Origin of the sequence: Algorimicrobium echini, from assembly GCF_900115185.1 — a bacterium.
In the GTDB taxonomy this organism is placed as follows: domain Bacteria; phylum Bacteroidota; class Bacteroidia; order Flavobacteriales; family Flavobacteriaceae; genus Algorimicrobium; species Algorimicrobium echini.
Genome location: NZ_FOVN01000001.1, coordinates 430,316 through 455,231, shown reverse-complemented (window position 1 = coordinate 455,231; position 24,916 = coordinate 430,316). Strand labels below are relative to the sequence as shown.

Annotated in this window: 24 protein-coding genes; 5 read left to right on the top strand and 19 right to left on the bottom strand. The window is 34.2% G+C overall.

The window, feature by feature from the left end; genetic code table 11:
* Positions 1–54: 54 nt before the first annotated feature.
* The 3 genes from BM239_RS02155 (at position 55) to BM239_RS02145 (ending at position 4,730) form a co-directional block, all read left to right on the top strand.
* On the top strand, positions 55–645 hold the full coding sequence (locus tag BM239_RS02155; protein ID WP_092206000.1) for a DUF6705 family protein: 591 nt from the start codon (positions 55–57) through the stop codon (positions 643–645).
* Between the two features lie 166 nt (positions 646–811).
* Positions 812–2,023 (top strand): GTPase HflX, encoded by a 1,212-nt coding sequence (gene hflX, locus BM239_RS02150; RefSeq protein WP_092205999.1) that lies wholly within the window; start codon positions 812–814, stop codon positions 2,021–2,023.
* Positions 2,024–2,474: 451 nt separating this feature from the next.
* Positions 2,475–4,730 carry a transglycosylase domain-containing protein gene (locus BM239_RS02145; RefSeq protein ID WP_092205998.1) on the top strand — a complete coding sequence of 752 codons (2,256 nt, stop codon included), beginning with the start codon at positions 2,475–2,477 and terminating at the stop codon, positions 4,728–4,730.
* Between the two features lie 67 nt (positions 4,731–4,797).
* Here BM239_RS02145 and BM239_RS02140 read toward each other — a convergent pair whose 3' ends face one another.
* From BM239_RS02140 to BM239_RS02060, 17 genes are all read right to left on the bottom strand, one after another.
* Positions 4,798–5,733 (bottom strand): DUF3078 domain-containing protein, encoded by a 936-nt coding sequence (locus tag BM239_RS02140; RefSeq protein WP_092205997.1) that lies wholly within the window; start codon positions 5,731–5,733, stop codon positions 4,798–4,800.
* Between the two features lie 43 nt (positions 5,734–5,776).
* Positions 5,777–6,283 carry a DUF2480 family protein gene (locus BM239_RS02135; RefSeq protein ID WP_092205996.1) on the bottom strand — a complete coding sequence of 169 codons (507 nt, stop codon included), beginning with the start codon at positions 6,281–6,283 and terminating at the stop codon, positions 5,777–5,779.
* Positions 6,284–6,301: 18 nt separating this feature from the next.
* A complete protein-coding gene (locus BM239_RS02130; RefSeq protein ID WP_092205995.1) occupies positions 6,302–8,137 on the bottom strand; it encodes an ABC transporter ATP-binding protein in 1,836 nt (611 codons plus the stop codon).
* A gap of 114 nt (positions 8,138–8,251) precedes the next feature.
* Entirely contained in the window at positions 8,252–8,575 is a 324-nt protein-coding gene (locus BM239_RS02125) for a DUF59 domain-containing protein (RefSeq protein ID WP_092205994.1), read from the bottom strand.
* A 93-nt stretch (positions 8,576–8,668) separates the two neighbouring features.
* The gene (locus tag BM239_RS02120) at positions 8,669–9,091 is read right to left on the bottom strand and encodes a SufE family protein (RefSeq protein WP_092206751.1); all 423 of its coding nucleotides are present in this window, start codon (positions 9,089–9,091) and stop codon (positions 8,669–8,671) included.
* A gap of 50 nt (positions 9,092–9,141) precedes the next feature.
* On the bottom strand, positions 9,142–9,939 hold the full coding sequence (locus tag BM239_RS02115; RefSeq protein WP_092205993.1) for an META domain-containing protein: 798 nt from the start codon (positions 9,937–9,939) through the stop codon (positions 9,142–9,144).
* Positions 9,940–9,979: 40 nt separating this feature from the next.
* Positions 9,980–10,303: a DUF4377 domain-containing protein gene (locus BM239_RS02110; protein WP_092205992.1), complete on the bottom strand. Its 324-nt coding sequence runs from the start codon at positions 10,301–10,303 to the stop codon at positions 9,980–9,982.
* 14 nt (positions 10,304–10,317) lie between these two features.
* The gene (locus BM239_RS02105) at positions 10,318–11,532 is read right to left on the bottom strand and encodes an aminotransferase class V-fold PLP-dependent enzyme (RefSeq protein ID WP_092205991.1); all 1,215 of its coding nucleotides are present in this window, start codon (positions 11,530–11,532) and stop codon (positions 10,318–10,320) included.
* A gap of 163 nt (positions 11,533–11,695) precedes the next feature.
* Complete coding sequence (sufD, locus tag BM239_RS02100; protein ID WP_092205990.1) at positions 11,696–13,009, bottom strand: Fe-S cluster assembly protein SufD; 1,314 nt, start codon at positions 13,007–13,009, stop codon at positions 11,696–11,698.
* Between the two features lie 146 nt (positions 13,010–13,155).
* Positions 13,156–13,908 (bottom strand): Fe-S cluster assembly ATPase SufC, encoded by a 753-nt coding sequence (gene sufC / locus BM239_RS02095; RefSeq protein WP_092205989.1) that lies wholly within the window; start codon positions 13,906–13,908, stop codon positions 13,156–13,158.
* A 1-nt stretch (position 13,909) separates the two neighbouring features.
* Positions 13,910–14,341, bottom strand: a complete 432-nt coding sequence (locus tag BM239_RS02090; RefSeq protein WP_092205988.1) for a hypothetical protein — start codon at positions 14,339–14,341, stop codon at positions 13,910–13,912.
* A gap of 32 nt (positions 14,342–14,373) precedes the next feature.
* A complete protein-coding gene (gene sufB, locus BM239_RS02085; RefSeq protein WP_092205987.1) occupies positions 14,374–15,822 on the bottom strand; it encodes a Fe-S cluster assembly protein SufB in 1,449 nt (482 codons plus the stop codon).
* A 49-nt stretch (positions 15,823–15,871) separates the two neighbouring features.
* Complete coding sequence (locus BM239_RS02080) at positions 15,872–16,201, bottom strand: HesB/IscA family protein (RefSeq protein WP_092205986.1); 330 nt, start codon at positions 16,199–16,201, stop codon at positions 15,872–15,874.
* Between the two features lie 183 nt (positions 16,202–16,384).
* On the bottom strand, positions 16,385–17,455 hold the full coding sequence (locus tag BM239_RS02075) for a cytochrome-c peroxidase (protein ID WP_245758174.1): 1,071 nt from the start codon (positions 17,453–17,455) through the stop codon (positions 16,385–16,387).
* 10 nt (positions 17,456–17,465) lie between these two features.
* Positions 17,466–18,236 (bottom strand): MbnP family protein, encoded by a 771-nt coding sequence (locus tag BM239_RS02070; RefSeq protein WP_092205985.1) that lies wholly within the window; start codon positions 18,234–18,236, stop codon positions 17,466–17,468.
* Complete coding sequence (locus BM239_RS02065) at positions 18,233–19,558, bottom strand: hypothetical protein (protein WP_245758173.1); 1,326 nt, start codon at positions 19,556–19,558, stop codon at positions 18,233–18,235. Before BM239_RS02065 ends, BM239_RS02070 begins: the two co-directional genes overlap by 4 nt.
* Positions 19,559–19,565: 7 nt before the next feature.
* The gene (locus BM239_RS02060) at positions 19,566–21,053 is read right to left on the bottom strand and encodes a choice-of-anchor B family protein (protein ID WP_092205984.1); all 1,488 of its coding nucleotides are present in this window, start codon (positions 21,051–21,053) and stop codon (positions 19,566–19,568) included.
* Positions 21,054–21,359: 306 nt separating this feature from the next.
* On the opposite strand from BM239_RS02060, the gene thiL reads away from it, so the two are divergent.
* Positions 21,360–22,406, top strand: a complete 1,047-nt coding sequence (thiL, locus tag BM239_RS02055) for a thiamine-phosphate kinase (protein ID WP_092205983.1) — start codon at positions 21,360–21,362, stop codon at positions 22,404–22,406.
* 6 nt (positions 22,407–22,412) lie between these two features.
* Here thiL and BM239_RS02050 read toward each other — a convergent pair whose 3' ends face one another.
* Both BM239_RS02050 and BM239_RS02045 read right to left on the bottom strand, forming a co-directional pair.
* Entirely contained in the window at positions 22,413–22,691 is a 279-nt protein-coding gene (locus BM239_RS02050; RefSeq protein ID WP_092205982.1) for a hypothetical protein, read from the bottom strand.
* Between the two features lie 63 nt (positions 22,692–22,754).
* Positions 22,755–23,528: an alpha/beta fold hydrolase gene (locus tag BM239_RS02045; protein ID WP_092205981.1), complete on the bottom strand. Its 774-nt coding sequence runs from the start codon at positions 23,526–23,528 to the stop codon at positions 22,755–22,757.
* 76 nt (positions 23,529–23,604) lie between these two features.
* Here BM239_RS02045 and brnQ point away from each other — a divergent pair, with 76 nt between their 5' ends.
* A complete protein-coding gene (gene brnQ / locus BM239_RS02040; protein WP_092205980.1) occupies positions 23,605–24,906 on the top strand; it encodes a branched-chain amino acid transport system II carrier protein in 1,302 nt (433 codons plus the stop codon).
* The last annotated feature ends 10 nt before the right edge of the window (positions 24,907–24,916 follow it).

The window sequence follows — 24,916 nt, the reverse complement described above, 5'->3', positions numbered from 1 at the left end:
TTTTCAACAATTACTGTTATCTTACGTTGAAACCCAAGTCTACATTTTCATAACATGAAAACAATACTTATAACCTTAGCTTTACTATTAGGAATCAACATTTATAGTCAAAATCCAGCACCTATTCCTAGTGTAACAGAAAATATTTGTAGTGGTTTGACGGAAGAAGATGTGCCTAACTATACATATTTCTCTGATTTAAACGGAACTTTTAATGACTTTATTGGTACTTGGAAATGGGAAAATGGGAACCAAATAGTGGTATTCGAATTAACCAAAGTAACTCAAAAATATTTTCCTGAACACAAAATATTCGAAGACTATATGATTGGTAACTACAGCTATTCGATTGACTCGGGAAATTCATTTATTGTTAATTCAATTATTAGTCCAGTTAACGAGAACCCAAGTGAAAACCCGATGTATACAAGCTGTGTAGAAAATGGCAAATTAATATTTATTTTTAATGACATTGTACTTAATAAAGGTTATTGTTACGCAACTTTTGAATTTTTATCGGGAAATTTAAATCAATTAAATGTGAAAATAGAGAACCCAAAAGAAATTCCTGGAAGATTTGATGGAGAACCTGCTTATAATTATAATTTTACACTACCAACTGAAATAATTGTTAATAAGCAATAAATTATTAATAAACACTATAAGAGTAAACAGCCATAAAGAAAGAAGCATAACCGCTTCTTTCTTTATGGCTGTTTTTTTTGCATCACACTCAAAAATTTAAGCAATCGCGTTAAAAATATAAAAATTAAACTGCCTACAATTGTTTAACTTTGTACTTTTAAAGCTTATGATAGAAAAAATAGATATCACGCACGAACGTGCCGTATTAATTGGCGTTATTACAAAAAGTCAGGACGAAGATAAATCTAAAGAATATTTAGACGAGTTAGAGTTTCTTACCTACACTGCAGGTGGAGAGGTTTTAAAACGCTTTACCCAAAAAATGGATATGCCAAACCCAAAAACCTTTATTGGAAAAGGTAAAATGGAAGAAGTCCGTCAATTCATTCAAGATAACGATATTGGAACCGCCATTTTTGATGATGAATTATCCGCTGCTCAAGAACGAAATATCAGTAAAATTCTGGAATGTAAGGTCCTTGATAGAACCAATTTAATCCTCGATATTTTTGCCCAACGCGCCCAAACCAGTTATGCCAGAACCCAAGTGGAATTGGCACAATGTGAATATTTATTGCCACGACTTAAAGGTATGTGGACACACTTGGAGCGCCAAAAAGGTGGTATAGGTATGCGTGGACCTGGTGAAACAGAAATTGAAACAGACAGACGTATTGTTCGGGATAAAATAGCACTCTTAAAAGACAAAATTAAGACCATAGATAAACAAATGGCTGTGCAACGTGGTAATCGTGGTAAAATGGTTCGTGTGGCACTTGTTGGTTATACCAACGTTGGTAAATCTACACTGATGAACACCATTAGTAAAAGCGATGTGTTTGCCGAAAACAAACTATTCGCCACATTAGATACAACGGTTCGGAAAGTGGTCATACAGAATTTACCATTCCTGTTAACCGATACAGTAGGATTTATTAGAAAGCTGCCAACCCAATTGGTAGATAGTTTTAAAAGTACCTTGGATGAGGTTCGCGAAGCCGATTTGTTATTGCACGTAGTGGATATTTCGCACCCTAATTTTGAAGAACATATTGATTCCGTAAATAAGGTTTTGGGTGAAATAGGTTGTGCAGATAAGGAAACCATTATGGTTTTTAATAAAATAGATGCTTACCAACCAGAACCGTATGATGAAACCGATTTGGAAGTAGAGCGGACAGAAGCACATTATTCGCTACAAGAATGGCAAAAAACCTGGATGAATCGGGTAGGCAATAATGCCTTGTTTATTTCGGCCTTAAACAAGCAGAATATGAAAGAGTTTAAAAAGCGTGTTTATGATGAGGTTCGTGAGATTCATGTAACCCGTTTTCCTTATAATCACTTTTTATATCCAGATTACGACGAAGAAGAATAAAACACATTAGTATCTTAAATGAGTTTCATTAATGTTTTTAAATCCTTTGTGTTTTTGGTATCGAACAGTGATTCAATGTTGTAAGATTTGCTTTAAAATATTCCAATTTCGGCCCATCGAAGTTTTATTGTAAAATTTGAAATGAAATCGAAGATTTACGAATACCAAAAAATAAAATATTGATACATGAGTAAATGGCGTAAAATTTTAGGCTGTTTAAGCAAGCGAAATTATGAATTAATAAGTGTTTTCAAAGCGAGTTCCTAAAATTTAGGCGTCGAATGATAAATTTAGATAAGGGTTGGTAAGTCTAGTCTTTTTTGTTTCTTTTTTGGACAATGCACAAAAGATAAGACTAATAGTTTTTTCACTTTCAAAAGCTATATAAAGCGGGTTTGTTTAAATAATAAAATTTCACCTAAATAGATGATTCAAATATTTCAAGATTTCAATGGGTAAAGTACGTGCATTTTTAAAAAAGACATGGGTAAAATGGTCGCTAATGGTATTGGCTGGTATTATTTTATTCTTTGTTGCCTTGTATGCTTGTATTTATTTTGGGCTATTTGGAAAAGTGCCAACACATGAAGAATTAAGTACTTTAAAACAAGCAGAAGCTACACAAGTTTTAGATCAAGATGAAACATTAATTGGCAAATTTTATATTTACGATAGGCAGCCATTGGCGTATGAAGCGTTTCCAAAACATTTGATTGATGCGTTGGTAGCAACAGAGGATGTTCGCTTTTACGAACATGACGGTATTGATAATATTAGTTTGTTGCGTGTGTTTTTTAAAAATATACTGCTTCAAGATAAATCGGCTGGTGGTGGAAGCACCATAACACTACAGCTCGCTAAAAACTTATATGGTCGGGAAGATTATGCATTGTTTAGTATGCTTATTAATAAATTTAAAGAATCTATTGTAGCACAACGTATGGAAGATGTGTATTCCAAACAAGAAATTTTAACACTCTATTTAAATACGGTTCCGTTTCCAGATAATACCTATGGAATTGAAAGTGCTTCGCAAAAATTTTTTAATAAATCGGCTAGTCAATTAACCATTCCAGAAGCTGCAACCTTAGTAGGAACCTTAAAAGCAACAACCTATTTCAATCCCAGAAAATCGGTTGCCAGAAGTCAGTCACGACGCAATGTGGTATTGGATCAAATGGTGAAATACAACTATTTAAAAGGAGCAAAAGCTGATTCACTTAAAACGGATTCCCTCGTTATTAAATATCATTCGTTTAATCACGATTTAGGATTAGCACCTTATTTTAGAGCGCAGGTTAAGCAACAACTTCAAACGATTTTAAAAGCGTATAAAAAGCCAAATGGTGATGCTTATAATATTTATAAAGATGGATTAAAAGTCTACACCACGTTAAATGCCACGATGCAAACCATGGCAGAAGACGCAATGAAAGAACACCTTACTAAACTGCAAGCAGCTTATGAAGCATCACATGGCAAAAATGCACCTTGGACATCCAACACAAGTGTATTTAAAAAAACCTTACAAAGCCTACCAGAATATCAGCGTATAAAAAAAGCTGGTCTTTCAGAAAAAGCGATAGACGACTCGTTATCTGTAAAACACAGTATGGATGTATTTTCTTGGAAAGGTGATAGTACTGCAATGCTTTCAGCAAAAGATAGTCTACAACACTATCTTAAACTTTTAAATACAGGAATGTTGTCCATCGACCCAAAAACGGGCGCCATCCAAACCTATATTGGTGGTATAGATTATCGCTATTTTAAATATGACCACGTGTCTCAAAGTGAACGTCAAGTGGGCTCAACCTTTAAGCCTTTTGTATATACAGCTGCTATTGAAAACGGTATGAAGCCTTGTTCATATTATTCTATAGATGCCGTAACCTATACCAACTACAAAAACTGGACACCAACCAATGCAGGACAAGATCCCAAGGAGAAAACAGATATTAATTACAATCTGGAAATGGCGTTGAGTAATTCGGTAAACACCATTGCCGTAAAAGTTTTAAATGATGTTGGTATTTCTAAAGTTCAAGAGCAAGCGCAAAAAATGGGTATTACTAAAGCATTGCCTACAGAACCCTCTTTAGCATTAGGTGTTGCTGAAATAAATTTGATAGAATTAATAGGCGCTTACGCCAGCTATGTAAATAATAGTTATGGTGTGAAACCCTACATGATAACGAAGATTGAAGATAAAAACGGTAACGTGATAGCTGACTTTGAGCCGGAAATGTTAGAAAAACAAGCGTATAGCAATTATACCCGACAGGTTTTATTGGAAATGATGAAAACAACGGTTAATAGCGGTACCGCTTCACGACTACGAACGACTTATAATTTAACTAACGCTATAGCCGGAAAGACAGGAACCACACAAGATAATAAAGATGGATGGTTTGTGGCCATTACACCCAAATTGGTCACTATTACCTGGGTAGGAAATGATAATTATAACATCGGTTTTAAAACGACGGCTTTGGGTCAAGGTGCTAATTCGGCTTTACCCATGTTTGCCAAATTTTATCAGAGATTGAACAACGATTCTGAATTTAACGCAATTACCAAAAGCACTTTTGAAACACCAAGTAATGACGTTTTAAAAGATTTAGATTGTAAATTGGAAAAGGAAGATGGTTGGTTAAAAAAACTATTTAAGCGTAAGAAAACTTCGAAAGAATTTAAAGGCGATTAATGATTAAAACAAAAAAAGCTCCAACATAAATGTTTGGAGCTTTTTTGATTATAAAAATGGATTGGTTTTAGAACGCATAACTCAAACCAAATGTATAATATACTTGTAAATCATTATCTACGTTTTCAAAGGTTGGTTGAGCTTCAAGTCCCATAGGATCCCACTCTTTAAACGCAAAGTTAACAGCCTCTTGTTTATTATCTCTCAAGCCTAATTCAAAACCTAATCCAATACCTTTCCATAACTTATAGCTAAGAGCGTTAATCCAAGTCCAGTTAGATAAGTTAGAATCCTCATAACTCATAAAAGCCGATAGGTTCGAGTTGAAATCTAATTTTCCAAATGAACGACCATAGTTAGCAACGACTTTCGCACCTAGAGAAGAATCGAAAATTGCATCATTATCAGCAAATACAAAGTTGTAGTTTAAAGGGTGTACGACAACAACTAAATTTTCTAGAGGTGTCCACGTTATACCAACACCAACATCCAAATAACCAGGATCATTAAAGTTGTTAATAAGTGTAGTTCGGTATTCAGCAAGTGTAGAAGCTGCTAAATTTTTAGCTATTTTATAACCAAAAAGGGATGTTACGTTAAACACATCATTAGCTTCTCTAAAGCTATTATCATCTGTTGGGTCATCTTTATCATCAAATTTCACCCAACTTAAGTTAATATTTCCTGTGTTGTACCAGAAATAGTTTTCACGATCTAATTTGGCATAAGGATTAACCGTAATAGTAATGTTTCCTGAAGCATTGTTAGGTGTTCCTTGGCCGTACCAATTATTGAATTCAGAAAAACTAGCACCAATGGTACCAAAAGCACCAAATTTCCAACCTGGGAAAGCATCAATTTGTTTTTGTAACTCATCGGCTTCTGCTTGTAAGGCATCAGCAGCGGCTTGTTTTTCAGCTTTTTGCTCTTTTAATTCTTCTTTTGTTTGCGAAAACGTGGCTGTCGCAAGCAGCACTAAACCAATAGTAAATATTCTTTTCATAGGTTTTAAGGATTAATTAGTAATTAATAACCCTACAAAAATACTATTTTCTTTTAAATAATGGCACACTAGAACAAGCTTCGCCAAACATTATGGATTTTGCAACCGGTTTTAGTTTGTTGGTAATCATGAGATAAGCGTTTACTGGAACCGGTTTTTTTGAACATCCTTTAATAATAATGGGTTTGTCCTGAAATTCAGAAACATCTAAATTTGATATAATATCTTGATAAAGGCTTGTTTCGAGTAATTCTAAATTACCTAAAATGGTTTTTTTGGCAATGGATGCTAATGAAAGTGTTATGAGCATATAAGCCCAATCAGGAATAATAGCATCTGTTGAACATTGAATAGCTACATAGGCATCTTGATACTGTTGCCAATCATGGTTTTTAACCTGTTCTCTAAAATCTTTTTCTCGGAGCACAATATCTTCAAATAACCAGTTTTTAATATCTAATATTACACGTTCACCTTTTGGGTAGTAATCCTCTAAATTAAAGGTTATTAGTTTGCTATTTGCTACGCGATTAATTATTTCTTCTTCCATAATACAAAGTTAATTTAATTATTGATAGCCTTCAGCCTGCAATTGAAAGAGTTGGGCATATAAAGCGTTGTTTGCCATTAATTGATTATGAGTACCTATTTCTAAAATTTTGCCGGCCTCTAATACTAATATACGATCTGCTTGCCTTACAGTACTAAATCTGTGCGAAATAATGATGCTCGTTTTACCTTGTGTTAAACCAATAAAACGCTTGAAAACATCACTTTCAGCTTTTGCATCTAATGCGGAGGTTGGTTCATCTAAAATCAACACTTCGGCATTTTTCATATAGGCTCTAGCTAAAGCTACTTTCTGCCATTGCCCACCAGAGAGCTCTTGTCCTTTAGCAAAGCGCTTTCCTAGTTGTTGGTTGTAGCCTTTTTTTAATTCTGAAATTACTTCAGTAGCCAAACTTAATTGGGCGGCATGTTCAATTTTTTCTTGATTATTTAATTCAGCAATATCTCCAACTGCAATATTTTCCTTAACGGTAAATTCATACCGAAAGAAATCTTGAAAAATAACACCAAAATATTTCTGATAATCGTCTTTTTTAAAGCGATTAATATTAACACCATCTAATAAAATTTCTCCAGAAGTGGGTTCATAAAACCGCAATAGTAATTTTGTAAGCGTTGTTTTTCCGGCACCATTTTTACCAACAAATGCCATTTTCTCACCAGCAGAAATTGTAAAGGTTACACCTTTTAAAATCTCATGATCAGAATCAGGATATGAAAAATGTACATTTCTGAATTCGAATCCAGATACAATTTTTTCAGGAATAGGTTGATTTTCTTCATATTTTGGAACTATGGACCAATCAATAAACTCAAAGTAATCTTTTAAATAGAGCGCGCTTTCTGTAATTCTGGTAAATTTAGCGAAGAAATCTTGAAGATTTCGTGTAAGTCTATTGAAGGATCCTGATAGAAACGTTAATTCACCAAGTGTAATGACGCCAGATACAACCCGATAAATAATAAATATATAAGCACCATAATAGCTTAAAGTTCCCAAAATATTAAAAATAAAACCCAAAGCTGAACGTTTAACGGCTAGCTTTTTATTGAGTTGGTAATATTCTTGAGAAAGATTTTTAAAACGGTCTACAATAAAATCCGTTAGTCCAAATAGTTTAATTTCTTTAGCAGTTTGGCTGTTAGCACCAATAAAACGTAAGTAATCTAATTCACGTCTTTCGGCTGTCCATCCGCGCGCTAACGAGTATTGTTGCTGACTAAACCAAATTTCATTAATAAAGGACGGAATAATACTTAAAACTAATAAAATGATGAGATAGGGTTCAAAATAAATTAAACCAGCTACAAGTGTAGCTATAGAAATAAGACTTTGTATTTCGCCCAAGGCATTAGACATAAGCCCAACACGACCAGCAGTTTGTGTACGAGCACGTTCCAGTTTATCATAAAATTCAGAATCCTCTAATAAACTAATATCAATTTGGTTAGTTTTTTTGATAATCTTAACCGATGAATCAATGGAGTAGGCGTCACCTAATAAATTGTCAGTTAAAGAAATAGCGCGACTGATTAAATCGGATAGCACAATTAAACCAAACTCGAGCGCAACATAAGTCCAAAGGCGATTGAAATTGACAGCATCAATTGTAGATTGAAGTATAATTTCATCTATTATAACTTTACCAACCCATAGGATTAATACAGGTAAAATAGCGCCAATAAGCCGACAAATTGCTGATAAAATAAAACGCTTTTTGTTGGTTTTCCATATTTCTTTAAAAAAACGTGGAATATATATTAAAGCACTAAAGGATTTTTTTAAGCTTGTTTTGTCTTTGTCTTTAAGGGATTTAAGTCTGGATCTAGCCATCTGTAGGATTCAAAAAATTAAAAGTTTAACGTTTAAGATTCCAGATTTAAAAATATACCTCTAAATTTCTAAAAAACAATCAACATGTCATGGAATATGAATCGAAGTGGCTAATTAAAGCATACCTAGCTCTAATTTGGCTTCTTCGCTCATTAAATCTTGACTCCAAGGTGGATCAAAAGTAATTTCTACTTCAGCAGATTTAACACTGTCTAAAGATTTTACTTTTTCTTCCACTTCAAGGGGTAAGGTTTCGGCCACTGGGCAGTTAGGTGTTGTTAAAGTCATTAAGATTTTTACATCATAATCTTCATTTACAAACACGTCGTAAATTAAACCTAACTCGTAAATGTCTACTGGAATTTCTGGATCGAAAATGGTTTTTAAAACGCGAACTATTTTTTCTCCTAAAGCTGTTGTATCTATAGTTTCACTCATGTTTTTTGAAGTTTATTATTTCTAATATTCGTTGTTAAGCTATTTGCGTATTGTTAATAGGTTTATTACTAAATACCAACAGTTGCTAATAGATTATTTAAGTTGTGTTTGATATGCAATAGCATACATTTTTAATTGTTTTACCATGCTAACTAAACCGTTAGCTCGGGTTGGTGATAAATGATCTTTAAGGCCAATTTTATCAATAAATTCGGTGTTAGCAGCTATAATATCTTGAGGTTCTTGGTTTGAAAACGCCCGAATGAGGATTGCAATAATTCCTTTGGTAATGATGGCATCACTATCTGCGGTAAAAATAATTTTGTTATCAACCAAATCAGCATGTACCCAAACTTTACTTTGGCAACCTTTTATGAGATTATTTTCCGTTTTGTATTGGGCATCAATTAAAGGTAAATCTTTCCCCAGGTCAATCATGTATTGGTAGCGTTCTTCCCAATCTTCAAACATGGAAAATTCGTCAATAATTTCGTTCTGTATATCTTCAATTTGCATCATCATAATTTTATACAAAAATACAATAAGTAATGTAGCTATTCAATTATTTAAGGCTTTTCAATATATCCTATTAATTCTGAAACTAAAGCTTCTATAGTTTTTGGTGGGTTTCCAGCATCAAAAGAAGGGGTTTGATAATTTGAACTCCCTGTAGATATTTTTAATCCTGCAATTGCAGCACCATCATACTGATGGGCTTTACTAGGCGGTTCTAAGCTTTCTAATTCATTGAGATTTAAAGCCCCAATTTTAGCATTTAAGGAAGCTATTTGGGATTTAGATAGTGCTTTTACTTGCGGTTTACTGTTTCGTTCTTTTTGAAAAGAAATGCTATTATTCTCGTAGTTTATAAGCATATATGAACCACGAGAAATAGCAGTATACTCCACTTTATAGTCTTTTTGCTTGTCTGCTACTTGTGAGTTTGAGGGTTCAGGTTTTGCTAAAGTCATAACAACTTTATTGTCTAAATCATAGAAAGTAATGACCTGATTGTTTTCCGTAAAACGAATGGTTTCATTTAATGCTTTTAGGATGTCTTGTTCTGTTTTGTTTGCTTCAGGACGACACATTTTTCGCGTGCTTGCTAAAGGACTAAAATTTAAAGCAGCTCCTTTGTTTTCGTAACTTCCTGAAAATTGATTACATCCAGAAAAGCCTGAAATCATTTTTTTTTCTAAAGAAAAACGAATTAAAAGATCTTTGGAGTCTAGCTGGTTTCCATATACAGAAGTGATGTTATAATTTCCAGCAAGTTCGGTTTGGGTTGTCATTGCAGATGCTTCTTTAGCATTGCCACAAGAACATATAAAAAGGCAGGTAAAAAAGAGACTAATATATTTCATAATTGTTGTTTTTTATGAGATGTGCAAAAAGAAGGCCAAACTAATTAATTTTGGTTGTCGATTTCTTTACAACTTCTACCAAGGTGTATTTTATATTAGAAGCGTCAGCTGGTGGGTTACTAATAGTTTCTTTAGTAACTTGTAATTTATAATAAAACCCTGTTTCGTATGTAAAACCTTCTATCTGATCGTAGAATAGGGACCATTCGGTATCATTTTCAAATTTTACTTGCAGGCATTTTTGTGGGCCAACTCCAACACAGTCTGCTTGTTTGTTAGCAACATACACAGTGGTTAAATTTGTTTCTTGACAAGAAAAAGTTGCTAAAAACAGTAGGGTTACTAATAGGCTTTTTAACTTCATAATTATTTGAATATTTAAGATAACATCATTTGTGCTTTTTTCACAGCAGTAATCAAAGCATCTACTTCTGCTTTAGTATTATAAAAGGCGAAGGAAGCTCTTACAGTTCCTGGAATATCATAAAAATTCATTATGGGCTGGGCACAGTGGTGACCTGTTCTAACGGCAATTCCCATTTTATCCAAAAGTGTACCAATATCATAAGGATGAATGCCTTCTAAATTAAAGGATATAACAGACGTTTTATTTTTTGCAGTTCCGTAAATTTTAAGGCTTTGTATTTTTTGTAATTCGGCTGTGGCATATTCTAAAAGTTCATGTTCGTATTTCTCAATAGCTGCAAAACCTATGTTGTTCATGTAATCTACGGCAGCTCCAAAAGCAATACCACCACAAATGTTGGGTGTTCCGGCTTCAAATTTATGCGGCAAATCCGCATAAGTAGTTTTTTCAAAAGTGACGTCAGCAATCATTTCGCCACCACCTTGATAAGGTGGTAATTTATGGAGCCAAGCTTCTTTTCCATATAAAAAACCAATCCCTGTGGGACCACACATTTTGTGTGCTGAAGCCACATAGAAATCAACATTTAAGGCCTGCATATCAGCTTTTATATGCGGACAAGCTTGTGCGCCATCTATCAAAACGGCTGCACCAACTTGATGCGCTTTTTTAATAATGGCTTCAATAGGATTTATCGTGCCCAAAGCATTTGAAATATGGTTTACAAAAACAAGTTTGGTGTTTTTAGTAAGCAACCTGTCGTAATCATTCATGATTAGTTCTCCAGCCGTATTCATTGGAATCACTTTTAAGGTGGCTCCTGTTTTTTCACAAAGCATCTGCCAAGGCACTATGTTACTATGATGTTCTAATGCTGAAACTATAATTTCATCCTCTTTTTTTAATAGAGAAGAAAATCCATTAGCAACTAAATTAATACCATGTGTTGTACCAGCCGTCATGATAATTTCATGAGCATGTTTGGCATTAAAATGTTTTTGGATGGTTTGTCTTGCTGCTTCGTATTTATCAGTAGCTTCCTGACTTAACGTGTGGACACCTCTATGGATATTAGCATTAAAATTACTGTAATAATCTACAATAACATCAATAACCTGTTGTGGTGTTTGAGATGTAGCTGCATTATCTAGATATACTAGCGGTTTTCCATTTACTTGTCTTTGAAGTATGGGGAAATCTTGTCTTATTTTTTCAACGTTAAACATAGTGTTGTTTTAAAATAGCCACATTAGCAGCTTGATCCTTTTTGTTTTCATTACTGAATTGACCTCTCTGTTGTTGGACAGGTTAAGCAGACAGCGCGAAATAGCTTCAAGCAAGAAATAGTTGTTATGCCATTAAATAACGGTAGTCTATTTTACACTTTATCTACAGATCGAAACCAATATTAACGCCCAATTTATGAGCAATAATTTTTGTAATACGTTGTTTTATTTCAGGAATTTTTACTGAACTTAATACGTTGTTACTAAAAGCAAACATAAGTAAAGCTTTGGCTTCCTTTTCTGGAATTCCTCTGGAACGCATGTAAAACATAGCGCTTTCATCCAGTTGACCTATAGTACAACCGTGTGAACATTTTACATCGTCAGCAAAAATTTCTAATTGTGGTTTGGTGTTGATACTTGCTTTATCGCTCACCAATATATTATTGTTGGCTTGAAATGCGTTTGTTTTTTGGGCTTCTTTATTTACTAAAACTTTTCCATTAAAAACACCTGTAGAACTATCGCCAAAAATGCCTTTATAATCCTGATGACTCTCACAATTTGGTTCTATATGATGTACCAAGGTGTTATGGTCTACATGTTGTTTATTGCCAATAATAGTAACACCTTTTAGTGTGGAATCTATACGTTCGCCATTTTGATAAAAGTTTAAGTTGTTTCGCGTTAATTTTCCACCAAATGAAAATGTATGCACCGAGGCATGACTCTCCCGCTTCTGATTGATAAACGTACTATCAATTAATGAGGCGTTTTCATTATCATTTTGAATTTTATAATAATCAACAATGGCGCGCTTATTGGCATGTATTTCAGTGACACTGTTAGTTAGTACGGGATTGTTTGTTAAACTTTGATGACGTTCAATAATCTGTACGTGTGAATTTTCATCTACCACAATTAAATTACGTGGTTGTAACATTAAAGCCGATTCGTTTCCAGTAGCAAAATGAATAATTTGTATCGGCTTTGCTACTAGCTTGTTTTTTGGAATATGAATATAAGCACCTTCTTGCGAAAAAGCTGTATTTAATGATGTTACGCTATCTTTAGTTGCTATTTTATTGAAATAATTTTCAATAATTAAGCGGTATTTTGGCTTGTTTAAAGCAGAAGACATAAGACAGACATCAATACCTTCATGTGTCGTTTGAGATAAATAGGAAGAATATTTTCCATCTATAAATACTATTTTATAGGTGTCAATGTCATGGATAAAGTACTTTTTCACATCTTGATAATCTAGTGCATTTTCCTGTTTTGGAAATACACTATAATCGTGTTTCAATATGCTATTTAGTGATGTGTATTTCCAAGCTTCATCCTTTTTGCTAGGAAAACCCTTAGTTTCAAATGCTTTAATTGCTTCACTTCTAATATCATGCACTGGCGAATCGATGTCAATACGATCTTCGAAGGCCATAAATGAGGATACTAATTTATCTTTTAATTCCATGTCATTCTGTTTTCAGTGTTCATTAGCAGAGGTCAGTAATTCTGTACTTGCTAAAGAATGCTGTTTGCTAATTTGTAATAGTTAAGCTTATATTCTAAATTCTTGTTTTATGAAACTTGATTTCTGAATATAAAACTTTAAACTTATTATGCGTTTACTTCTTCTTTAATCCAGTCGTAACCTTTTTCTTCAAGTTCATGAGCCAATTCTTTGGTTCCTGATTTTACAATACGACCATTATATAATACATGAACAAAATCTGGAACAATATGGTCTAACAGACGTTGGTAATGCGTAATAACAATTACGGCATTATCTTTACTTTTAAGCTTGTTAACACCATTAGCAACAATGCGTAAGGCGTCAATATCTAATCCAGAATCAGTTTCATCTAAAATGGCGAGTTTAGGCTCTAACATGGCCATCTGAAAAATTTCGTTTCGTTTTTTTTCGCCTCCAGAAAAACCTTCATTCAAGGAACGTGATAAAAATTTTCTGTCTATTTCAAGTAATTCAGCTTTTTCACGTATTAATTTCAACATATCTTTAGCAGGCATGTCCTCAAGTCCTTTTGATTTTCGTGTTTCGTTAATGGCTGTTTTAATAAAGTTTGTTACCGAAACTCCTGGAATTTCAACTGGATATTGAAACGACAAAAACACACCTTTGTGGGCACGCTCTTCAGCGGCTAGTTCATCAATGTTTTCGTTTTCTAATAAAATAGTACCATCTGTTACTTCATATTCTTCTTTTCCAGCAATAACAGAAGCGAGTGTACTTTTTCCGGACCCGTTAGGACCCATAATAGCGTGAACCTCACCTGGTTTTACTTCTAAATTAATGCCTCTTAAAATGGCTTTATCGTCAACACTTGCGTGTAAATTAGTTATTTTTAACATGTTATTTGGATTCCAATTTTACTACATTATTGGTTTCAGGGTTTGAAGCTGAAACACTTAAAATTTCTTTTATTTCTACACGAAAAGGCCAGCCTTCTTCGTTTTCGGGTTTTGGTATTACTTTTCCACGAATGGAAACTGTGGCATAATCTGTTGGTTCTTTTTTGTAGGCTTTTGCCATGTTGTTAAGTTCCATCATTTTATCATCAATAACAACACCATATACTTCACGATGTGTTTGTAAAACAGCAGCATCAGCATAATAAACAAATTCCCCTTTTAATAGCGTTAATCCATCATTTTGTTTTTCAGTACGATTAGGATCGTCTACATTTATGGTTTTTGTTTCTATTGTTGTTTCTTCGGTTTTACTATCATTTTTACAACTAATGAAAGCGATAGATAACATTAAAATTGTGGCTAGTTTTTTCATAAAATATCACTAAAAAATATTGATTATCTTGATTACCCTACAGATCCTTCTAAACTAATTTCTAAAAGTTTCTGTGCTTCAACAGCAAATTCCATTGGGAGTTTATTTAATACTTCTTTACTAAAACCATTTACAATAAGTGCAATGGCTTTTTCGGTGTCAATACCACGCTGGTTGCAATAAAAAATTTGGTCTTCACCAATTTTACTAGTTGTTGCTTCGTGTTCTATAATTGCCGATTTATTTTTAGCTTCAATGTATGGAAAGGTGTGGGCGCCGCATTCGTTACCCATTAGCAAACTATCACACTGTGAAAAATTTCGAGCATTGTCGGCGCGTGAACTTATTTGTACCAAACCTCTATAAGAATTTTGTGATTTACCAGCAGATATTCCTTTAGAGATAATGGTAGATTTAGTGTTTTTTCCTAAATGAATCATTTTTGTTCCCGTATCCGCTTGCTGGAAATTATTAGTAACAGCAATGGAGTAAAATTCGCCTACAGAATTATCGCCTTTTAATACACAACTTGGATATTTCCAAGTAACAGCAGAACCTGTTTCTACTTGTGTCCAAGATATTTTAGCGTTTTTCTCACATAAACCACGTTTGGTTACAAAATTGAAAACACCACCTTTGCCTTCGGAATTTCCAGGATACCAGTTTTGTACTGTAGAATATTTTATTTCAGCATCATCTAAAGCAATGAGCTCAACCACGGCTGCATGCAGTTGGTTTTCATCACGACTAGGAGCTGTACAACCTTCAAGATAGCTTACATAGCTGCCTTCGTCAGCAATAACTAATGTTCTTTCAAACTGACCAGTTCCTGCTTGATTAATTCTGAAATATGTTGATAATTCCATAGGGCAACGAACCCCTTTTGGAATATAACAGAAAGATCCATCGCTAAATACAGCAGAATTTAGAGCGGCATAAAAATTATCTTTTTGAGGTACAACCGTTCCTAAATGTTTTCTTACTAACTCCGGATGCTCTTTGATGGCTTCCGAGATACTCATGAAAATAATCCCTTTTTCGCCTAAAGTCTTCTTAAAAGTTGTGGCAACGGAAACAGAATCTACTACCACATCCATGGCAACATTGGCTAATTTTTTTTGTTCGTCAATAGAAATACCAAGTTTTTTAAAAGTTTCTAGTAATTCTGGGTCTACTTCATCTAAACTGTCATATTTTGGTTTGCTATTTGGAGCGGAATAGTAAGAAATTGCTTGAAAATCTGGTTTCTGGTAATGAACATTAGCCCATTCTGGCTCAACCATTTCCTGCCAAACACGAAATGCTTCTAATCGCCATTCCGTCATCCATTCTGGTTCTTCTTTTCGTTTAGAAATTGCACGAACAACATCTTCATTTAAACCAATTGGAAAGGTGTCAGATTTGATGTCTGTGTAAAAACCGTATTCATATTCTTTGGTTTTTAATTCTTCTCTTAAATCGTCTTCAGTATATTTACTCATGAGTGTTTTTTCTTTTAGTTACCTTAAGATAAAGGTTAGACTGTTAGGACTACAGTGAAAATGATTCACCACAACCACACGTTCTATTGGCATTGGGATTATTAAAAACAAAACCAGTACCATTTAGGCCACCCGAATATTCTAGAGTGGTACCAATCAGGTACAAAAAGCTTTTTTTGTCTACAATGATTTTAACACCATTGTCTTCAAAAACTTTATCGCCATCAGCTTGGGCTTTATCAAACTTTAAATCGTAAGATAAACCAGAGCAACCACCACTTTTAACCCCAACCCGAACATAATCCGTGTTTGCGTTGTAGCCGTCTTCAGTCATTAATTCAACGACTTTCTTTTTTGCTGTTTCAGATACTTTTATCATAGTCTTAATTAGATTTGCTCTAAATAGTATGCAAATATACAATATAAGTCATGGATTACCATATAACCTAACATGATATTAACAGATAGATGTATAGATAAAAGTTATACACTAAAATCCAGTTTTTAGTATGATGACATTTTGAAAATTACAGTAATTTCATCTATAAATAATTTACTGAAACTAATTTTGGAAAGCTGGGTTATTTACGAAAGAGGGATCAGATAGGGTGTGTAAAAAAGCTATTAAATCTGCTTTATCTTGTGCGGAAAGCTGTACGCCACCTTGTGCCACTTTTTTCATCAATGGATCAATAGTTGGAGAGTTTTGTAGTCCTTCGCTGTAGTGATTGATAACATCTTCTAAAGTTTGAAAACGACCGTCATGCATAAATGGCGCTGTGTAAGCCAAATTACGTAGGGATGGTGATTTAAATTTTCCATTGTCTGCAGGATCTCCAGTTACAGCACCCAATCCTAAATCGGTAATTGTGGCGTCCAACCCATTGTTATGAAATTTATTATCTGTCCAAAGTGGGTTGTTAGGGCTACCATGGCAGTGAAAACAATCACCTCGTGTTTCATCCATAAAAACGTTTAATCCGTTGGTTTCTTCGGGTGTAAGAGTTACTTCTCCTAATAGGTATTTATCAAATTTTGAGTTCGCCGAAATAAGCGTTCGTTCAAATTGTGCAATGGCTTTGGTGGCTTTTTCTTTTGTTATAATACCTTCGCCAAATGCATTGGTGAATAAATTAGGATATTCTGGATGTTGTTGTAAACGAGAAATAACAGTTTCCCAAGTATTATTCATTTCAATTGGGTTTTCAACAGGTTCTAAAGCTTGATGCTCTAAACTAAATACACTGCCATCCCAGAAGAACTTCTCATCATAATTCCAGGCTAAATTAAAAATTGGCATGGCATTTCTGGTGCCAAAATTACCGTTAACGCCATCGCTAAATTGAGAGGTATCTGAAAATGCATTTCGTGGGCTGTGGCATGAGGCACAGGCCTGGGTGTTGTTGACAGAGAGTATGGGATCAAAAAACAATTTTTTACCAAGTGCAATTCCTTCAACTGTTTGCGGGTTATCAATTGGAATTATTGGATTGATAATTAATTGATTGAAAAGCGGAGGAATGTCTAACGGTTGAGCTGTTGGTTTAATAACGTACTCATTCGTATTTTCATCACTACAAGCAGTTAAGAAAACACAGGAAAGGATTAAAATATATGTTATTGATTTATACAAATTAGTGGTTTTATTGTGTGATATTCCCAATAGAAAATACCGTTAAGACATTTTCTTGCATCATTTTTTGAGCATCATAATTCGGCATTAAAGGTGTATCTAGAACATTTAAATCCCAAGTGTTTGGGTTTTTAAAGAATTCAGCAATATTCATTTTCACTTCAATGGAAGCATTATTAATTATAGTTATTGGTGTTTCGAGTACAATTTCAGCGAAATTTTGTTCGAAAACATCCATACTGACACGCGCTGTTCCATTATGAAAATTGTACGGCATAGCTGTTGTATTAACATTATACATACCATCAAATTGCATAAAGTGGTATCCACCACCTAACATAGCTGGCCAATTCCATGAGGCACTATTTAAGTCAGTGTAGGCGCCATCTATATTGTCTGTTTCATTAAAACCCCAGATAAATTTTAAGGTATAAGTTCCTATTGGAATGTTATTATTTTCTGGTGAAAAGTTATAGGTTGTCTCATCAGATAAATCGGTAAATTTATATCCGTTGAAACGATACGTTTGTCCGTTTTCGTTAGTTAACTCAAACCGAGAAATTAAATAACGTAAACGAGTCATGCTCATGACTTCTCCATGTGCGTTAATAACGGTTTCAGTTTGTAGATTGTTGTTATTGATGGTGGTACCATCCCAATTATGTGTGAAATTAAAAGTAATTGCTGCTTGAGGTAAAGGAGCTATTAGGTTGTCATCGTTATCTTCACTACAGGAAAATAGAATGCATGATACTATAAATATTGCTATTATTTTTTTCATTTTGTTTTTATAATTAATAAATCTGAAAATCCTTTATTTACTAAAACATCACCATCATTACTGCTAGACTCTCCAACCCCAACTATCGTTTGGTCATCTAATTCAATAGCGCTATTGCAAAAATCAATTTCTGAACCTCCAATAGATTTTTGATTGGTAACAGAACCATTTGCATCAACTTTTAAAATCCAAGCATCATTTTGCCCGGAATTACTTGTTAGGTTTCCATTTAAACTTCTAGAGTTTCCAGCTAAAATAAAACCATTGGTAACGGCTTTAGTAATGGAGCGTCCTGCATCGAAATTACTGCCTCCGAGAGTTTTTTCCCATATTAAATTGCCAGAAGGTGATATTTTTATGAGCCATAAATCGGCTGCCCCTAAATTATTAGAAATTTGAACATCTTCACTGCGTGTGTCTCCAACAATGAGGTAGTTTCCATCACCAGCATCCATGATGCCATGAGCTTCATCTATTTGAGTACCACCAAAATTTTTCTCCCAAATAATGGTTCCAGAATTAGAAATTTTAACTACCCAAAAATCGTAAGCACCAATATTGTTAGAGATGTCTACATCGTTACTGTCAGACGAACCAACAATTACAAAGTCTCCTTCGGTTGTTTGAATAGCGTCAAAGGGTGAGTCTGTAAAACTACCACCATAATATTTACTCCATTCAATGGCTCCTTGACTGTCTAATTTCAAGGCCCAATAATCACCTCCAGCATGTTTAAATTGGTTATTTTTAGTGTTTCCTGCGCCTCCAGAAGCTGTAACATCTAAAATGCCTGTTATAAAGAAGCCGCCATCATTGGTAACTACTAATGAGGTTCCGCGATCTGCGCCACTATAACCATAGGTTTCTTGCCAAACTAGATTTCCATTGGAGTCTAATTTTGCTAACCAATAGTCTTGAGCACCTGCGTTTGCGGTAATGTCTCCATCAGTACTATCACTATAGCCTAAAATAGCATAGCCACCATCGCGTGTTTGTACAATTTTTTCACCACGATCATCACCAGATCCACCATAGGTTTTGGTCCATTGCATATCATGATTAGCACTATATTTTAGTACCCAATAATCATAACTTTCATTGAATTTATCTGAAATATCACCATCAGCACTTTGTGTGAAGCCTAGGATAGCATAGCCTCCATCTGTTGTTTTTATGATGGACTGTCCGCTGTCGTTTTTTGAGCCACCAACTGTTGTAACGGTTGTCGTTGAAATAGCAACATCTTCTGGAGTTGTCCCATTATCAGATGAACAGCCTAAAATACATAATGTTGTTAAAATACTTAATACTTTTATTCTCAATGGGATTTTAATTTTGTTTTTGCACTATAAATAAGCCGCCTTCAATGTCACTAACTATAATATTTCCACTGTTAAAATAAGGGTATACATTCCAAGCACCATGAAAACTAGTGCTGTTATTAGCAGGATAAGTGTCAAAGTAACCTACTTCAGTCATTGTTCCCGAAGCGATACCAGAAATATCTACAAAACGTACACCAGCTGAATAATTTGCTATATAAAACGTATTACCTTTTACGTAGCCATTATGATCTATTGCTGCTGTAGGGCCAAAGTAATTCATATGAAAGGCTGGATTGTCTAAATCGGTAAAGTCAAATACAATGGTTCGTGTGTTGCCTCCAAAAGACTGTTCATCTATTTCATCACCTAAAATAAAATAGTTTAAATTTTCTGTAAACCAACCTTGGTGTGTATAACCAATATTGTTGTAAGCGATATCTGAAATAATTTGTGGATTTGCTTTGTCAGTTACATTTACAATTACGACTTCATTTTCATTACTTCCAATTAAAATTTCTTGACCAGTATAGTCTGTGTCTGGTCCATTGTAATTTATTACTTGTGCATCATGTGAATAACCAAAAAAGCCGCCTTCATTAATAGGGTTTAATGGGTTCTGAATATTAATAAATAAAGGACCACCTGCAAAAGTGCCACTACGGCTTGTTCCAACAATATAGGCATAACCAGAATCTTCATTAATTACAATATTATGAGCACTTCCAAAACCGGTAAAGTGAGTGTCAGCAGTAAAGTTTTCTGGAGGATTTGCTACATTTCGTAATCGAGTTAAATCAAAAACCTGCATACCATGACCACTTGCTTCGCTAACTATAAAAACATAGTTGTTATATACTTTCATGTCTCGCCAAACATTTCCGCTATTTCCAGGGCTAGCAGATGCTAAACGTCCTAAAAATATAGGGTTAATAGGGTCTGTGACATTAATAAATGCTGTTCCTTGAGTTGTTCCAACTATGGCATATTCGTTTCCTGTTGTGCTATCTGTCCAGCCCCAAGAATCGTTACCTTCAGCATTTAGTTCTCCTAAAATATTTATAGGAATATGGCTCATTAAATTATAGCCATTACAAGGATATGGTCCAGCCATACCGTTAATACATTCAAATAACGGTGTTGTGGCAGGTGTGTCTTGACAAGCGTTTCCTATACCATCATTATTATCATCTTCCTGATTTGGATTAGCAATTGTAGGGCAGTTATCTTCACTATCTGGAATGCCATCGTTATCCGAATCAGTTATATCAGGCGTGTCGCAAATATCTCCAACGCCATCATTATCCGTGTCTTCCTGATTTGGATTTGATGCTTCTGGACAATTATCTTCACCATCAGGAATGCCATCACCATCCGAATCTACTATAACAACTGGGTCTACAGGTTCATCATCGCAGGCCTGGAATGTGGTAAAAATAATTACACAAATAAATAGAAGTTGGATAGATAGGGGTAATTTAAGTCTCTTTTTCATAGGTTTTTTACTACGGTATACACAGAATTATACCGCATGTTTTTTTTAGGGTAAACGATTTATGCGTTGATTTATTGTTTGTTATAAGCTAATGTCTCTAACAAAACACAACACGTACTTCTTATTTTTTTAAGGTATTTCGGTTTTAAATAGTTTGTTATTAATTTACCGATTCCGAACAAAATTAACGGATTATTTATAATAAAACTTGCTATTGGTCCTTTATTTATGTTAAAAAATTGCATGAATGCGTAATTTAAAGAATTACATGGCTGCAAATAACCGGAAGCTTCTTATTTTTGCATCATGATAGAAGATAAAAATCAACCAAGAACACAGTTAGAAAATTTAGGTGAGTTTGCATTAATAGACCATCTAACGGCCAATTTTAATATTACACAAAAATCTACCATTAAGGGTATAGGTGATGATGCAGCGGTTTTAGATTTTGGTAAAAAACAGGCAGTTGTTTCCACCGACTTATTAATTGAAGGTGTTCACTTCGATTTGAGTTATATGCCCTTAAAGCATCTAGGTTATAAGGCTGTTATGGTAAATTTATCTGATATTTATGCTATGAATGCTATGGCAACGCAAGTTACAGTTTCTATTGCGGTTTCTAATAGGTTTCCTTTAGAAGCCTTGGAGGAACTTTATGAAGGAATTCACACTGCTGCAAGTATTTATGGAATTGATGTTGTTGGAGGCGATACAACATCGTCAACATCTGGATTATTAATTTCTGTAACGGCCATTGGAGAGGTTGCTACAGGTGAGGCAGTTTATAGAAGTGGAGCAAAACCTAATGATTTGTTAGTGGTAACAGGAGATTTAGGTGGTGCTTATATGGGTTTGCAAGTTTTAGAACGAGAGAAGGAGGTGTTTAAAGTTAACCCAAATAATCAACCGGATTTAGATCAATACACTTACATAGTTGAAAGACAGTTAAAACCGGAAGCTAGAAAAGATATTGTAAGTTTATTGAAGGAATTAGAGGTGAAACCAACAGCGATGATTGATATCAGCGATGGATTATCATCTGAAATAATTCATTTATGTAAACAAAGTAATGTAGGGTGCGATTTATATGAAGATAAAATTCCTTTAGACCCACAAGTTATCACTACCTGTGAAGAATTTAACATAGATAGTACTACAGTAGCTTTAAATGGAGGAGAAGATTATGAATTGTTGTTCACCATTTCGCAAGAAGATTATCCTAAAATTCAGGCTAACCCCAATTTTAGTGTCATAGGTTACATGCAAGATGTTAGTGCAGGAATGCATTTGGTAACACGTGCTGAAAGCAAAATTCCGCTAAAAGCCCAAGGTTGGAAAAGTTTTAACGCGTAAATTCCGTTAACCGGTAATTCGTAAATTGGTTTCCATGTAGCTGTTTGATGCCAATCTCATGGCGCGACGCGTGTAAATTTGTTCTAATATGCTATTAATTTCTTTAAATTTTGGCGTCAGTTCGGTTAATCTGCCATTGCCATTGGTTGTAGCTTGTTTTTTACATTTTTTGCATTGATACTCCTTGACATGTAGTGTAACTTTTCTGGAAACTTCAAAATCATGACCAAACATATTACAATATAATTTGGGAATGAAAGCGATTTTTTGGTTAGTAGGTTTCATACTTTATAAGTTTTGGGTTCCTAAAGCTATTAAAAAAATCAAATTATTCGTCAAAATCACAAATTATTCGATGAAATGCATTATTTCCTGTAAGAATAAACTTTCATTTTCAATATAGCTCATGTGTCCATCAGGAAAAATAACGAAATTAGTTTTCGTGTCTTTGGCTTCTTTAATGAGTATTTCACATGGTATAACCGTATCTCTACGACCAATAATTAATAATTTAGGACACGTAATGTTTTTGAGAATATCAGTTCTATCTACCCTGATTTTCATGCCTTCCAAAGCAGCAATAATACCTTGTTGCTGTGTTTTTAACGCTTCTTTTTTGACTTGTGAAATTTCTTCAGAAAGAATAATCTGATTATCACAAGCAAATAAATTTGTAACTGCCATGCTAACAAACGCTTTGTGGTTATGTTTGACGGCCTTTATGGCTCGGTTTCTATTTAATTTTCGTTCAGGACTATCTGCTTGTGCAGTGCTATTTGCTAGGCATATGCCCAATAATAATTCAGGGAATTTTTCAGCAAAAGCTAATGCTACATAGCCTCCCATGGAATGACCAATAAATATACTTTTAGCAATATTTAAATGAATTAAAACCGCACGAACCATGTCTGCCATGAGTTCCATAGTATGAATATATCCCAAACAATCTGTTTGTCCGTGGCCTAATAAATCTATGGTAATGACGCGGTTTCTCTCAATAAGTTTAGGGATTAAACGCTGCCACATTATGCTACTTTCTAGAAAGCCGTGAAGCAAAACGATTGGTGTTCCATTGCCTTGGTCGGAATAAAAAACAGCGGTACCTTTATAGTCTAATATCATTTTTAAAGTATCTTGGGCAAAGATAACAGAGTTTGAATTTTAAAAGATTAATCTATTTTGTTTTTCAGCAAATACAATGAATAATACGAAACAAACAGTCATTATTGCCTTTGCTCTTTTCTCGCTTTTTTTTGGAGCGGGTAATTTAATTTTGCCACCTTATTTGGGCGTTCAAGCAGGAAGTGATTGGTATTTAGTTGCTTTTGGTTTTTCTTTAACTGCTGTAGTCATTCCTATTTTAGGTATTTATGCGTATGCTAAATTACAAGGTACCATGTTCGATTTTGGTAAAAAAGTGTCGCCAGTATTTAGTTATATTTATTGTATGTTTATGTATGCAATTGCAATTGCTTTACCAGCGCCAAGAACGGCTTCTGTGACACATGAAATGGCAATCGCACCATTTTTTAATTCGCCTGCTTTGCTAACAAGCTGTATTTATTTCGCATTAGTTTTTCTGTTTGTAATGAATCGCTCGCAACTCTTAAGCTTAATTGGTAAGTATTTAACGCCTTTAATAGTTGTTATATTATTAATCATAATTGGTTTAGGAATAAATGGTGGCTCATCAGAAATGGCAACTACGGCTGTTAGTTCGCCATTTTCACTCATAACATTTGGGGTTTTTGAAGGTTATCAAACTTTTGACGCCATTGCAGGTGTTGTAGTTGGTGCTGTTATTGTTTTATCTTTAAAAAGGTATGGAGTAGGTTCTTTTCAAGAAAAGAGAAAGCTAATTTTGCATTCAGGATTGTTGGCAGGTTTTGGATTATTTATCATTTACGCTGGCCTTATAGTTTGCGGCTATTTATGGCAAGATAATTTTTCAGATAATGCAACTAGAACAGAAGTGTTAACCAAATTAAGTCAGATTACATTGGGTGAAATAGGCGCTAGTTTTTTAAGTGTTCTTGTTGCTTTGGCTTGCTTTACCACAGCGGTTGGTGTTATTACAGGGGCATCTGATTATGTGAGTGGCTTATTTCAAGATTCTAGAAAAGCATATACCTTAACAGCCATATTGTCGTCTTTAATTGGTGTTTTGGTTGGAAGTTATAATGTGGCTTTTATTATTGATGTTGCCTTGCCAGCACTTATGTTTATTTATCCAATTACTATTGTGTTGATTTTGTTGCATGTGATGCCAGAAAAATTTGCATCAGAAACTGTTTTTAAAGCAGTAATACTGGTAACTTTTATATTTAGTATTCCTGATTTTTTAAAGTTTTTAATACCAATAGATCATTTAGAAGGTGTCTTGAGTGTTATTCCGCTTGCAAATCATAGTTTGGGTTGGGTGTTGCCTGCTATAATTGTATTTATTATAGTTAATGTGTATCAAAAAAAAAGCCTCAATAATGATATTAAAGAGGCTTAATAAAATGATA